The following is a 12,541-nucleotide window of genomic DNA, read 5'->3' on the forward strand; positions in this document are numbered from 1 at the left end:
AAAAGCGAGTGCTTCAGGCGACGACGCGCGCGCCCTCGACGAGCGAACGAACGTCCTCGAACAGGCGGTCGGCGTCGGCCTCGTCGCGGGCCTCGGCGGTGATGCGGACCAGCGGTTCGGTCCCGCTGGCGCGGACGAGGAACCAGCCGTCGTCGGTGTCGACGCGGATGCCGTCGATGGTGTCGACCTCGTCGTACGTCGCGTGGATGTTCCGGGCGATTCGGTCCATCGCCTGGTGTTTGTCGTCGAACGAGAGGCTCGCGCGGCGGGTGGCGTACGCCGCCCCGCCGAGGCCGGCGACCTGTTCGGACAGCGGGCCATCGCGGGCCACGAGGTCGGTGAGTTTGAGCGCCGCGTAGTGGCCGTCGGGCGCGAGCGTCTCGTCGGGCCAAATCCACGCGCCGGAGGGCTCGCCACCGAAGACGTAGCCGGGTTCGGCGACCGTCTCGGCGACGTGGACGTCGCCGACCGGCGTGTAGGTGACGCGCCCGCCGGCGGATTCGACCACGTCCTGTACGAGGAGGCTCGTGTCGACGGGGACGGCGACGGCGTCGCCCGGGGAGACGGCGTCCCGCGCGAACAGCGCGAGGAGCGCGTCGCCGGCGACGTACGCGCCGGTCTCGTCGACCGCGACGAGTCGGTCCGCGTCGCCGTCGTGGGCGAGTCCCACGTCCACGTCGAGCGCGGGGACGGTCCGCCGAAGCGCCGTGAGCGTCTCCGCATTCGGCTCGCTCTTTCGGGCGGGGAACCGGCCGTCCTGCTGGCCGTCGATGGTGTTGACCGTCGCGCCGAGTTCGTAGAGCGCGTCGACGGAGACGCGACCCGTGCCGTTGCCGAGGTCGAACGCGACGGACACGTCGTCGAGGTCGTCGAACGACGAGACGAGGTGGTTCACGTGGCGGGCCGCGGCGTCGGGCCACTCGCGCTCCTCGCCGAGTTCGTCCCACGGAGCGAGCGACACCTCGTCGCGGTTGAGTCGGTGGACGATATCGCGCGTCTGGGCCTTGTCGAAGGCGCGGCCGCTCGGCGTCCAGAGCTTCAGCCCGTTGTCCGACGCGGGGTTGTGAGACGCCGTGATACCGATACCGGCGTCCGCGCCGGCCCAGCCGACTGCGCGGGCGACCGTGGGGGTCGAGGCGACGCCGAGTCGGACCACGTTCGCGCCGCACTCGCGGACGCCTGCGCTCACGGCGTCGGCAAGGACGTCCCCGCTGAGGCGGGCGTCCTGTCCGACGACGACGGTACAGGCGTCGCAGCCGACCGCGCGGCCGATTCGAAGGGCGAGTTCGGCGGTCACGGTTCGGCCAACCGGACCTCTGATTCCACTCGTTCCGAACATACCGTGGGAGACGATGACAGGACGTTTTGGTATGTTTCGCCTACTGTCACGAACGGGCGGTCAGGCGGTACCTACTGGAAGGCGGCGAACCGCGAGGCCGGCGTAACGAATCGCGGGACCGTGTCGCCACTCGCCGGAGGAGATGAGCGGTAAGTGGTCGGCGATTAGGCGGTGAGTCGCCTCACTGGAGGGGCTGGGCGTCGCCGATGGGGACCACTTCGATAGAACCGAGCGCGTCGAGCGTCACGCGGTAGCCCGCGTAGGAAAACGAGAGGAGCGCGTCCTCAGAACGGCCGAAGACCGTTTCGAGGGCGTCGGGGTCGATAGTCTGTGCGAGCGGCGGGAGCTGCGTCGGTCGGACGCCCTCGATTGCCGCAATACTCAATACAACGTTCGTACTTAGCAGCTCGGAAGAATCGCGGTCGACGCGGTACGACCCGGTCGCCTCGTCGTACGTCACGCGCGAGTCCTTCCAGTCGTTCGTCTGTGCCATCATGGGTGCCTTAACAGGCGTCTGTGTGCGATGGTGGCCCTTAAATCCATGCTATTTGTGAACAGTTGTAATTCGTGAACGTCACGGAAACGGACGGGTACGGCCGTGGTACTCCGCGAGCGCAATCTGGTGCCCACCATACACAATCAAAAATAGTGATAGTTTCGCGGGTGCGACGGTCAGCCCTGCCGAGCACGAAGCGTTCGGACGGTTTCACGCGCCTCTTCGACCGTGATTTCTCGCTTGTAGAGCGCTGAACCGGGTTCCAGTAGTTCGCCGCCCGGGACGAGCTCGCCGACGTCGACCGGGCCGAAGCCGATGTCGCGGACGAGGTCGGCGACGTGCGCCTTGGCGTCCGAGTCGTCGCCGGCGAGGAAGACCGCGAGGCGTTCCGATTCGGGGAGGTCGGGATGCCCGAGGTCGCGGAGCGTCTCCCAGTGGATGGTGTTGAACGACTTGACTAGTTTCGCGTCCGGGAGCTGAGCCGCGACGAGTTCCGAGGAGGTGTCGTCGCCGAGGTCGATGACGTGGAAGTTCTCGGTGTAGGGGTTCATCGCGTCGACGACTATCTTCTCCGCGAAGTGGTCCGCGTCGGGCAGCGACTCGCGCTCTCGGAACGGAACGGCGAGGAAGACCACGTCGCCGAACCGAATCGCCCGCGTCGGTTCCACCGCGCGAAGTTGCGGGCCGAGCGTCTCGGAGAGGTCCGCGAGCGACTCGACCCCGCTTTCGTTGGCTATCGCAACCTCGTGGTCCGACTCCACGAGGAGTTGGGCCAACGTCCCGCCGAGTCGGCCAGCGCCGAGTATCCCAATATCCATGAACAAAGATGTATGTTAACAAAGTTGAATCTTTGTGTGGTCAGCGGGACCGCGAGCGGCCCCGCTAACTCGGATTATCTACATCGTAATGTACCACATAACCGCATCAGACCTTCTCTATCCCGGAATCTTCAGCTATTCAGTACAATCATAATTTAGTATATATGTGTCGTTGGAAGCGACATGAACAGACGAACATTCCTCGGCGGCGTCGGAGCGGGCGTGGTGCTCCTCTCCGGCTGCCTCGGTGCGGAGGGTAACGCGCTCGACCCGGCGGCCGACCAGAACGACGACCCCGCGGGCGACGAACAGCCCGCGAAACCGGCGACCGACTCGCCCGAGTCGACTCCCGAACCGACGACCGAACAGCCCGCCGAACCGACACCCGAACCCACGCCGGAGCCGACGACCGACGCACCCGAAGACCGCATCGACTTCGAGCGCGAGGACGACGACCCGGACGTCGTGGGCACGCTCCTGACGAAGGGACCCGTGCCGGGCGTCGTCGTCTCCTCGGACCTCCCGTACGCGAAGGCGTGGCAGAACTACGCCGAGACCGACGAGGAGGCGGGAACCTACCGCGTCGGTCTCTCCGTGAACACCTCCTCGCGCATCGGGCGACTGAGCGTCGTCGGTCGAGTGTACGACGCCGAGGGTGACCTCGTGGCCGAGGACACCGACGTGAGCAACAACGTCCCGGCGGACAAGAACGCGCTCATCCACCTCGTCTTCGAGGGCGACCTCGAGGCGATGTACTACTTCGAGGTCGACCTCGTCGTCCCGAACTGAGCGTCAGGCCCCGCCGGCGTACGCCTCGAACTCTTTTCCGCGCAGTGCGAAGTAAACCACGCCGACCACGCCGACGAGCGACGCGACCGAGAAGGCGAGCGTGGGGTCGCTCGCGTAGAGCCAGCCGCCGAGCGCCGCACTCGGGATGACGATGGTGTTCCGCACGAGGTAGTACGCGCCCGTCACCCGTCCGCCGGCGTTTCGCTCCGCCGGGCCGACGATGAGCGCCTTGTGCGCAGGGAGGCCGGCGAACCGAAGCCCCGAGAAGGCGAACAGGGCGACGACGACCCACTGGTCCGCCGGCGCGAAGATGAGGAGGACCGGAAAGACGGCGTACACCGCGAACCCGAGTCCGACGACCGGCTTGAGCCCGGTCCGCTCGGCGAGTTTCGAGACGGGGAGCTTCGTCAGGAGCGCGACGACCATCTCGACGCCGAGGAGGACGCCAAAGAAGGCGGCCGGTCGAAGCGAGACGCCGAACCCGGTGAAGCCGACTTCGAGGAACTCCGTGACGACGATGACGAAAAAGACGTACACCATCCCGTTGGCGAACCGGATGAGCGTGTCCGCGACGAGGAGCGGGCGGAGCGTCTCCGGGAGCGACCGGAGGTCGTCGCGGAGCTGTGCGAGCCCCTCGAACGACTTGCCCAGCGAGTCTTCGCCCGCGTCGTAGAGGACGTGCTGGGCGACGGTGGCGACGACGCCGAAGGCCGCGGCGACGACGAGGACGTACCGGAAGCCCTCGACGAACGTCGCCGTCGCCGCCAACAGCGCGGCCGCGATGAGCGGTCCGAGGAGGAAGCCGACGCGGCGGAAAATCTCGGTGCTGGCGAAGCCCATCGCCAGTCGCTCCGGTGGGACGCTCTGTTTGACGATGGCGAACGTCGCGCCGAGGCCGAACGACTTCCACGCCTGCGTGAGAAAGAGCCCGACGAAAATCCAGAGCCACGGTTCGAGCGAGACGCCCGCGAGCGTCACCTCGGGGACCTGCGGGGCGACGAACCAGAAGAGAAAGCCCGCCGACGAGACGGTCCCGAACAGCGTGAGCGAGAGGCGCGACCCGAGGCGGTCGGAGAGCGCGCCGCCCGGATACGGGTACAGTGCCCCGATGAGGTTGCCGACGCTCCCGTAGAGGCCGACGACGGTCGCGCCGGCCCCGAGCACCCGGAGGTACTCCGGGACGTACCGGCCGGTCATCTGAAACGAGAGACTGAACGCGAACATCGCCACCGAGAGGACGAACACGTCGCGTTCGAGCCCGATGAACTGCCGGAAGGAATCGAAGCTATCGACGGCGTCCCGACGTGTTTTCATCGTCCGAGTGGTTCGCGGGAGCGCTCAAGAAAGTACGGTGCGGTCGGCCTATTCGTCGACCGGCGGGTCGACCCAGACGACGAGGCCGTCGTCGCCCCTGACGACGCCGCGGGTCAGGTCGTCGCCGAACGGCGCGTCGTCGACGGTCTCGGGGTCGACCGTCGTCACGCGGTCGACCTCGTCGACCAGCCAGCCGAACACGGTCGCGTCCTCGTCGGCGGCGTCGAAGACGACGACGCGGGAGGCGTCGGGGTTCGAACCCACGCCGAGGAGGGAGGCCGTGTCGACGAGCATCGTCGTCGCGCCCCGGTAGTCCATCGCGCCGACGACGTGCGGCGGCGAGTCCGGAAGCGAGCGGGCCGGCTTGCGGTCGATAATCTCGGTGACGACGTCGAGGGCCACGCAGTAGCGCTCCGCGCCGATTTCGAATTCGAGAACCTGCGTCGGCTCGTCGAGCGCCGCGTCGGGCGCGTCCGTGAGCGACATCTACGCGCTCCGGGCGGAGAGCCCGTCTTCGGCCGCGTCGAGTTCGTCTTCGAGGTCGTCCACCTCGTCGTCGATGTGGCCGGCGAGGAGCGCGACCTCGGAAATATTCGCCGTCTGCTCTTCGGTGGCCGCGGCGACCTGGTCTATCTCGCCGGCGACCTCTTCTGCGCCCCGAGCGGTCTGGTCGACGAGGCTCGCCACCTCCTCGGTGCTCGCGGCCTGCTGGTCGGTCGCGCGGGCGACCTCCTCCGCGCCGGCGGCGGCCTCGCCGACCGCGGCGTCGATGTTCCGGAGCGCGGAGACGGCCGCGTCGACCTCCGAGATGCCGTCGTTGACCTCCTCGTTCGCCTCCTCGATGTTGCCGACGGTCGTCTCGGTCGTCTCCTGGATGTCGCCGACAACCGCCTCGATTTCGGAGACGCTGTCGCGGGACTGCTCCGCGAGGCTCTTGACCTCGTCGGCGACGACGGCGAAGCCGGCCCCCGCCTCGCCGGCCCGCGCGGCCTCGATGGAGGCGTTGAGCGCGAGCAGGTTCGTCTGGTCGGCGATGTCGTTGATGACTTCGACGACGCTGTCTATCTGGTCGACTTTCGCGCGGAGGTCGGTGATTTCGTCGTACACGTCGGTGGTCACGTCGTCGACGGTTTCCATCGCGTCCGCGGCGTTGTCCGCAGAGCTTCGGCCCTCGGCGGCGAGGTCGCGCGCCTGGTCACTCATCGCCTTCGTCTGGTCGGCACTGGAGGCTATCTGCTCGACGCTAGCGCTCAGGTTCGACACCTCGCCGGCGACCTCACGCATGTTGGTCGACTGGTCGCCCGCGAGGTCGCTTATCTCCTGTGCGCTGACGGCCACGCTCTCGGAGGCGCGGGAGAGTTCGGCGACGGCCGTGCCGATTTCGTCGGTCGCGTCGTCCACGTCGTCCACGTCGTCGAGAACCTCGTCGGTCGCCGCGCCGGCGGCACCGGGACCGGAATACGCGTCGTGCTGTCGGGAGGGAGCCCCGTCTCCGGCGGCCGGTTCCCGTTCGTTTCGCTCGATTGCCATACGAACGAGTGTGGGAGTAAACTGATAAGTATTCGCGAACAGTATCAATAGAGATAATCGAGGATTGCCGCTAATCGCCTCAAAACGGCCAAAAATAACGGATTCGGAGTTGATATTGCAGGATGGATACCACACTACCGACGCTGACAGAACCAGGAATCGTCTGTCGGTTTAAAATCACTTGTCCGGTCAAGGCCGGACTCGGCGGGGGCTCTCCAGAGTCGCTCCGGAGTCGCCCGTGACCGCGATTCGGTGGGAGGGCCGAAACGGGGGGTGTTCAGGCCAGTCGGTGCCCGGCGGCGACGGCGACGAAGCCCGCGAGCGCGACGAGGACGATGGAGCCGCCGGCGGCGAGCCCGTAGAGGTACGCGACCGTGACGCCGGCGACGCCCGCGAGTTCGCCCGCGAGAACGCCGTACAGGAGCGACTGCTTGAAGCTCCGCCCGAGCCGCGAGGCGGTGACGACGGGGATGACGAGCAGCGCCGCGACGAGGATGACGCCCATGATTCGCATCGCGCTGACGACGACGAACGCGGTGAGAATCGACAGAAGCGTGTTGACGGCGCGGACGTGGAGCCGCGACGCGCGGGCGGCGGTCTCGTCAAACGTGACGTACACGAGCGGCCGGTAGGCGACCGCGACCGAGCCGACGACGACGAGTCCCATCGAGACGAGAAGTCCCACGTCGGCCCGCGAGACGGTCGCCAGCGAGCCGAACAGGTACTGGTTGATACCGACCGAGATGCCGCCGCCGGTGAGCGAGATGAGCACGCTCCCGAGGGCGAAGCCGCCGGTCAGGACCATCGCCAGCGCGGCGTCGCTCCGGGCGTCGGTGTACTCGATGAGCGCCTGCACGACGAGCGCCGCGACGACCGCGACGACGAGCGCGCCGAGGAGCGGCGGGACCGCGAGTCCGAGCGTCGCCTCGAGGAAGAGCGCGAGCGCGACCCCGGCGAAGGCGGTGTGGGCGAGCGTGTCCCCGACCATCGAGAGGTCGCGGTAGACGAGGAACGACCCGACGAGCGGGCCGACGACACCGATACACAGCACCGAGAGGTACGCCCGCTGCATGTAGGGATAGCCGAGGAAGTCGAGACCGGTGACGCCGGCGAGCCACGAGAACACCCCGCCGACGACCGCCGTCAAGAACCAGTCGAAGAGTCCCGCGAACGCGTCGGCCACGAGGAGCGGCGCGAGTGAACCGGCCGCGGAGAACTCAACCGCGAGGAGGTCGGTCGCCGCGAGCGCGACGGGGCCGGTCACGACTCGTCCTCCGGTTCGTCGCGGGCGTCACCGTGAGAGTGGTCGTGCGGGTAGTCGTGAGAGTTGCCGTGGTGATGGCTGTGGTCGTGGTCGAGCACGCGCTGGTTCGCGCCGTAGGCCGCGGCGAGCGCGTCGCTGTCGGCGAAGTCGTCGGGGTCGCCGTGGAAGTACAGCCGCTTGTTGAGACAGGCGATTCGGGACGCGCGGGCCGTGACGACGCCGATGTCGTGTTCGACGAGGACGACCGTCATCCCCTGTTCGTTCAGTTCGCCGAGGAGGTCGTAGAACGCCTCGCGGGACTCGGCGTCGAGCGCGACGGTCGGTTCGTCGAGCGCGAGCAGGTCGGCCTCCGCGGCGAGCGCGCGGGCGACGAAGACCCGCTGGCGCTGGCCGCCCGAGAGCGACCCGACCCGGCGGTCGGCGAGGTCCGCGATGTCCACGCGGTCGAGCGCCGAGGCGACCGCCTCGCGGTCGTCAGCAGAGAAGCGACCGAACAGGTTCCGCGGGTAGCGACCCATCCGGACGACCTCGCGGACGGTGACGGGCATATCGCGGGCCGCGTCCGTCACGTCCTGTGCAACGTAGGCGACGCGCTCGCCGTCCGAGAAGTCGTGGGCGGGCCGGTCGAACAGTCGCACCTCACCGCGGGTCGGTCGCTGGAGGCCGAGCATCAGCGTCAGGAGCGTGCTCTTTCCCGACCCGTTCGGGCCGACGAGTCCGAGGAACTCACCTTCGGGCACGTCGAGCGAAACCCCGTCGACGACGGGTACATCGCCGTACGAGAAGGCCACGTCGCTGAGCGAGACGGCTGTCATTGCGCGCCGAGCGCCGTCCGGAGCGACGGGAGGTTCACCTCGCGCATGATGTCCACGTACCCCCAGTCGTTTTCCTCCCACTCAGTCATTACGCCGGGAAGCGGCGTGAGCGGGAGCATGTCCTCGGCGTCCGTCTCGGAGACGAGTTGCTGTGCGGCGCGGTCGGACTCCAGCGGGTCCGCGAGGACGTGTCGGATGCCGTGTTTCTCGATGGTCGCCTGCGCCCGCTCGATGTCCCGCGGCGACGGCTCCTCGTCCGGCGAGATACCGGTGAGCGCGACGATTTCGAGGTCGTAGCGGTCGGAGAGGTAGCCGTAGGCGTCGTGGCCGGCGACGAGAATCACGTCGCGGTCGCGGGCGGCGAGGCCGTCCTCGAACGCCGCGTCGAGTTCCGAGAGCGTCTCGCGGTAGGACTCGGCGTTCGCGGCGTAGGCGTCGGCGTTCTCGGAATCGACCGACTGGAAGGCGTCGCGGAGCGTCTCGGTCGCGGTGGCGACCCGCGTCGGGTCCAGCCAGAAGTGCGGGTCGAGCTCGCCGTGGTCGTAGCTCTCCGACTCCTCGGCGTGCTCGTCGTCGTGGTGTTCGGTCTCGTCGTGGTGTTCGGTCTCGTCGTGGTGTTCGGTCTCTTCGCTGTGTGTCTCGTTCGCGTGCGCCTCTTCGTCGTGCTGTTCCGCCTCGTCGTGGGACTCGTCGTCGTGGACGTGGCCGTCGGGTCCGATTTCGTGGAGTTCCGCGTCCGCGGAGGCGTCCACCGCGGCGACGTCCGACCCGTCGGCTTCGAGCGACGACCGAATGTCGTCTGCCCACGGCTGAAATCCGGGCATTCCGTGGACAAACAGGTCGGATTCGAGTACCCGGCCCTGCACGTCCGGGCCGGGCTCCCAGCCGTGGCCGTGCTGACCGATGGGGACGAGCGTGTCGACGGACGCGGCGTCGCCAGCGACGTGTCGGGCCACGTCGCCGAAGACGAAGAACGAGGCCGTGGCCGTCGTCTCCGATTCGGCTGACGAGTCGGTCGAATCGGACGAGCCGTCACCGCCGAGACAGCCCGCGAGGCCGACGGCGGCGCTTCCGGCGACTGTCGCGAGGAACCTGCGTCGGGTCTTCGTTCGCATGTTATTAGAAAGCTGCTTTGAGATAATAAGTGCTGTTATTCTATCGTCCATTGTTGTTATTCAATGTCAGCCCAGAATTCGTCGAGCGCCGTCACACTTCGCGGCGAGAGGCCGTCGGGATAGCGGTCGGAAGGTGGAGAGAAGAGCGGTCGCCCGCGGTTCGCAGTCAGTCGGCGGTCGAGGCGGCCGCGCCGGGCGACCCGCGTTTGTACTTCCGGATGGCCACAAAGATGAGCGGCGTGCCGACGACGGTGGGCCAGAGCCACGCGGCGACGGTCGGGAGGAAGTCGAAGTTGACAGACGAGAAGGCGGTCACGGTGGCGATGTAGCCGCCGCCCATGCGGCCGATGTGTTCGAAGAACCACTCGCGTGACTCCGCGCGCTCCCGGCGGAAGGCGGCGATGTCGCGGACGCCGAAGCCGGCACCGGCCGCGCCGAAGACGAGCATCACGGTGGCGAAACTGTCGCCGGCGAGGAATCGGAGCGCGCCCATGGCGAGGAGACCGACCCCGGCGGTGGTGAGCAGACCGACCGCGACCCAGTCGACGAGTTCCGGCCTGTCGGTCGGGCGCTTCCGCGAGAGGACGCGGTCGCCCGAGAAGACGAAGTAGTAGCTGAACACCGCGACGAGCGCGAGGAACGTCCGCCCGCGGGTCGGCGCGAGGGCGAACAGCACGAGCGACGTGACCGCGACGACGGTCATCCCCGCGACGTAGACCCGGCCCGCCCGACGGTGGCGACGGCCGCCTTTCTTCGTGACTATCGCGCCGAAGCCGGCGAACAGTGCCGCGAATCCGGCGAGGATGTGGACGCCGAGCGTCGCGTCCTCGACGAGTGTCATCGCGAAACCTCGATGGAGGCGGTTGACGGGTGCGGACGCTCGGTGCGATTTGGCGGGGCGTGGAGGCTGTGTAGGCTCGGCATAGAACCGAGTCGTTCGAGGAGCGATATAAATCTACTGAGTGAGTACTTACTCAGAGGCGGGGAGCGAACCACGGCCGAGACAGTCGGCTCCGTCGAGAGCCTCGGCTCGCCGTGTAATCGTCTGAAAAGTCGAGGTGTCGTCTGCCGCTACAAACAGCAGTCGCGTCTCGGTGTTACTGCCGAACGACGTTCGCCGCGCGGGGGCCCTTGGGCGAGGACTCGATGTCGAACTCGACTTCGGTACCTTCCGTGAGGTCTTCGCCGCCGACGTCTTCCATGTGGAAGAACACGTCTTCGTCGTCGTCGAGGTCGCCGTCGTCAGTAGAGATGAAACCGTAGCCGCCAGTGTCGTTGAAGAAATCAACTTTGCCGTGTGCCATTACGAACAAATCGAAGGTCGGGCGACGGATAACCCTTCCGAGGGTCAAGGTACCACGACCCTTCGAAAGACATTCGTCCACCCACTCACGGCCGTTTCGGTAGATAAGTGCCAGACTGAGCGGGGACGACAGAAACAGACGGGCGGGTCTCACTCGACCAACAACGAGTCGATGTACGCCGACAGCGAGTCCCGGAGATCGTCGCCGACGCCCTCCATCCCGAGCGCGAGGGCAAAGCCGGTGTAGCCGTCGGTCGCCGAGAGGACGAACGCGGCCGTTCCCTCGGGGTCGACCTCGCGGAAGACGCCCTGTTCGACGCCGTCGCGGACGATGTCGGCGATGACGTCGAGGGTGTGGCGCTCCATCCGGAGCAGCGGTTCGCGGAGCGTCTCGTTGTGCGGCGCGTGCGAGAGGAGTTCCATGACGGCGATGTTGACGCCGGCGGCGGCCGGGTCGTCCTCGTCGACGAGGAGGATGTCGCAGACCGCTCGAAGGCGCTCTTCGGGCCCCTCCGCGTCGATTTCGTCGAGGGTCCGCGCGAGGTAGTCCTCCGACGTTTCGAGGAACGCGACGATCATCTCGTCTTTCGAGTCGTAGTAGTAGTACAGCCCCGCCTCGCTCTTTTCGCTCTCCGCGGCCACCTTCTTCGTCGTCAGTCGAGCGTAGCCGTGCGTGGCGAGCGCCGCGCGGACCGCGTTCGCAATCTGTGCTTTCTGCTCGGGCGGCACGGAGTCGGCGGGCATGGTGAGTGAGTGTTCGCTCGCTCGCCTACTTGTGTCCGTTGTTCCGCGGGCGAAGCGCGGGACGCGACGACCGTCACTCCGCAGACCGACCGCGCGCTCCCCCGACCAACTCGCCGAGCGCCCGGCGCTTGATGAGCGCGAAGCCGACGAAGATGGAGAGGAACCCGAGCGCGGTCACGGAGTCGATGAGTTGACCGAGAAAGGCCCAACTGAGGAGCGTCGCGGAGACGGGTTCGACGTAGCCGATGAGGTTTATCTGCGTCGGGCCGAACCGGCCGAGCAGTTCGAAGTAGATGAGGAACGCGCCCGCGCCGCTGACGACGGCGAGATAAAGCAGCGATCCGACGGCGACGCCGGACCACTCGATAGCCGCGAGCGACTCGCCGGTGGCGACGCCCGCGACGGACAGGAGCGCGGCCCCGAACAGCATCGCCCACGCCTGGAGCGTTCGCGCCGGGATGTCCGACGAGAAGGGGCGCGTCAGGACGGCACCGAGGGCGAAGCACGCCGAGGCGACGAAGACGATGGCGACGCCGACCACGTCGCTGGAGAGGAGCGCGTTCGGGTCCGGTTGGGCGACGAGGCCGACGCCCAGAAAGCCGAAGCCGAATCCGAGGACGCCGAGCGGCGAGATGCGGTCGCCGAGGATGCCCGTCGCGAACAGCGCGGTCAGGACCGGTCCGAGGCTGATGACGATGGCCGCCACCGCGCCGGGGACGTGCTCCTGTCCGAGGTAGAGAAACGCGTGGTGCGCGCCGATGAGGAGGCCGCCGGAGACGCCGACGAGCGTCCAGTCGGTCCGGCTGTGCGGCCGCCAGTAGTCGGTCGAGACGGCGGCGTAGCCGAGGACGATGACCCCCGCGAGGAAGAACCGAAGCGCCGCGAAGTGCAGCGGCGGGAAGTACGCGAGACCGACTTCGATAGCGACGAACGAACTCCCCCAGAGGAGTCCCAGAAGGACGAACAGTCCGGTGGCGACCCGGCCGTTCACCGACACCACGCCCCGCTCGGCGG

Annotated in this window: 14 protein-coding genes; 1 reads left to right on the top strand and 13 read right to left on the bottom strand. The window is 67.6% G+C overall.

From position 1 onward, the window contains the following. Positions 1–13: 13 nt before the first annotated feature. The 3 genes from glmM to C5B91_RS15370 form a co-directional block, all read right to left on the bottom strand. Entirely contained in the window at positions 14–1,339 is a 1,326-nt protein-coding gene (gene glmM / locus C5B91_RS15360) for a phosphoglucosamine mutase (protein ID WP_049913475.1), read from the bottom strand. Positions 1,340–1,520: 181 nt separating this feature from the next. Further along, positions 1,521–1,835 carry a HalOD1 output domain-containing protein gene (locus tag C5B91_RS15365; protein ID WP_004978141.1) on the bottom strand — a complete coding sequence of 105 codons (315 nt, stop codon included), beginning with the start codon at positions 1,833–1,835 and terminating at the stop codon, positions 1,521–1,523. A gap of 176 nt (positions 1,836–2,011) precedes the next feature. Then, on the bottom strand, positions 2,012–2,653 hold the full coding sequence (locus C5B91_RS15370; protein ID WP_008094054.1) for an NADPH-dependent F420 reductase: 642 nt from the start codon (positions 2,651–2,653) through the stop codon (positions 2,012–2,014). 183 nt (positions 2,654–2,836) lie between these two features. Here C5B91_RS15370 and C5B91_RS15375 point away from each other — a divergent pair, with 183 nt between their 5' ends. Then, positions 2,837–3,442, top strand: a complete 606-nt coding sequence (locus C5B91_RS15375; RefSeq protein ID WP_008094055.1) for a hypothetical protein — start codon at positions 2,837–2,839, stop codon at positions 3,440–3,442. A 3-nt stretch (positions 3,443–3,445) separates the two neighbouring features. On the opposite strand, the gene C5B91_RS15380 is transcribed toward C5B91_RS15375, so the two are convergent. The 10 genes from C5B91_RS15380 to C5B91_RS15425 form a co-directional block, all read right to left on the bottom strand. Next, on the bottom strand, positions 3,446–4,756 hold the full coding sequence (locus C5B91_RS15380; protein WP_008094056.1) for an MFS transporter: 1,311 nt from the start codon (positions 4,754–4,756) through the stop codon (positions 3,446–3,448). 48 nt (positions 4,757–4,804) lie between these two features. Further along, entirely contained in the window at positions 4,805–5,242 is a 438-nt protein-coding gene (locus C5B91_RS15385; RefSeq protein WP_049968868.1) for a chemotaxis protein CheW, read from the bottom strand. Next, positions 5,243–6,286, bottom strand: a complete 1,044-nt coding sequence (locus C5B91_RS15390; protein WP_049968869.1) for a methyl-accepting chemotaxis protein — start codon at positions 6,284–6,286, stop codon at positions 5,243–5,245. A 277-nt stretch (positions 6,287–6,563) separates the two neighbouring features. Continuing rightward, entirely contained in the window at positions 6,564–7,550 is a 987-nt protein-coding gene (locus C5B91_RS15395) for a metal ABC transporter permease (RefSeq protein WP_008094059.1), read from the bottom strand. Next, positions 7,547–8,365 (bottom strand): metal ABC transporter ATP-binding protein, encoded by an 819-nt coding sequence (locus tag C5B91_RS15400; protein WP_049968870.1) that lies wholly within the window; start codon positions 8,363–8,365, stop codon positions 7,547–7,549. The genes C5B91_RS15395 and C5B91_RS15400 overlap by 4 nt, the downstream gene beginning before the upstream one ends. Beyond that, positions 8,362–9,480 carry a metal ABC transporter substrate-binding protein gene (locus C5B91_RS15405; RefSeq protein WP_115819962.1) on the bottom strand — a complete coding sequence of 373 codons (1,119 nt, stop codon included), beginning with the start codon at positions 9,478–9,480 and terminating at the stop codon, positions 8,362–8,364. The genes C5B91_RS15400 and C5B91_RS15405 overlap by 4 nt, the downstream gene beginning before the upstream one ends. A 166-nt stretch (positions 9,481–9,646) precedes the next feature. Next, a complete protein-coding gene (locus tag C5B91_RS15410) occupies positions 9,647–10,321 on the bottom strand; it encodes a DUF2306 domain-containing protein (protein ID WP_115819963.1) in 675 nt (224 codons plus the stop codon). Between the two features lie 256 nt (positions 10,322–10,577). Further along, the gene (locus tag C5B91_RS15415; RefSeq protein WP_004978121.1) at positions 10,578–10,784 is read right to left on the bottom strand and encodes a cold-shock protein; all 207 of its coding nucleotides are present in this window, start codon (positions 10,782–10,784) and stop codon (positions 10,578–10,580) included. Positions 10,785–10,933: 149 nt separating this feature from the next. Continuing rightward, positions 10,934–11,527 (bottom strand): TetR/AcrR family transcriptional regulator, encoded by a 594-nt coding sequence (locus C5B91_RS15420; protein WP_115819964.1) that lies wholly within the window; start codon positions 11,525–11,527, stop codon positions 10,934–10,936. A gap of 73 nt (positions 11,528–11,600) precedes the next feature. Then, positions 11,601–12,518 (bottom strand): DMT family transporter, encoded by a 918-nt coding sequence (locus C5B91_RS15425; RefSeq protein WP_049968986.1) that lies wholly within the window; start codon positions 12,516–12,518, stop codon positions 11,601–11,603. Between the last annotated feature and the right edge of the window lie 23 nt (positions 12,519–12,541).

Source organism: Haloferax sp. Atlit-10N, from assembly GCF_003586325.1.
Classification (GTDB): domain Archaea; phylum Halobacteriota; class Halobacteria; order Halobacteriales; family Haloferacaceae; genus Haloferax; species Haloferax prahovense.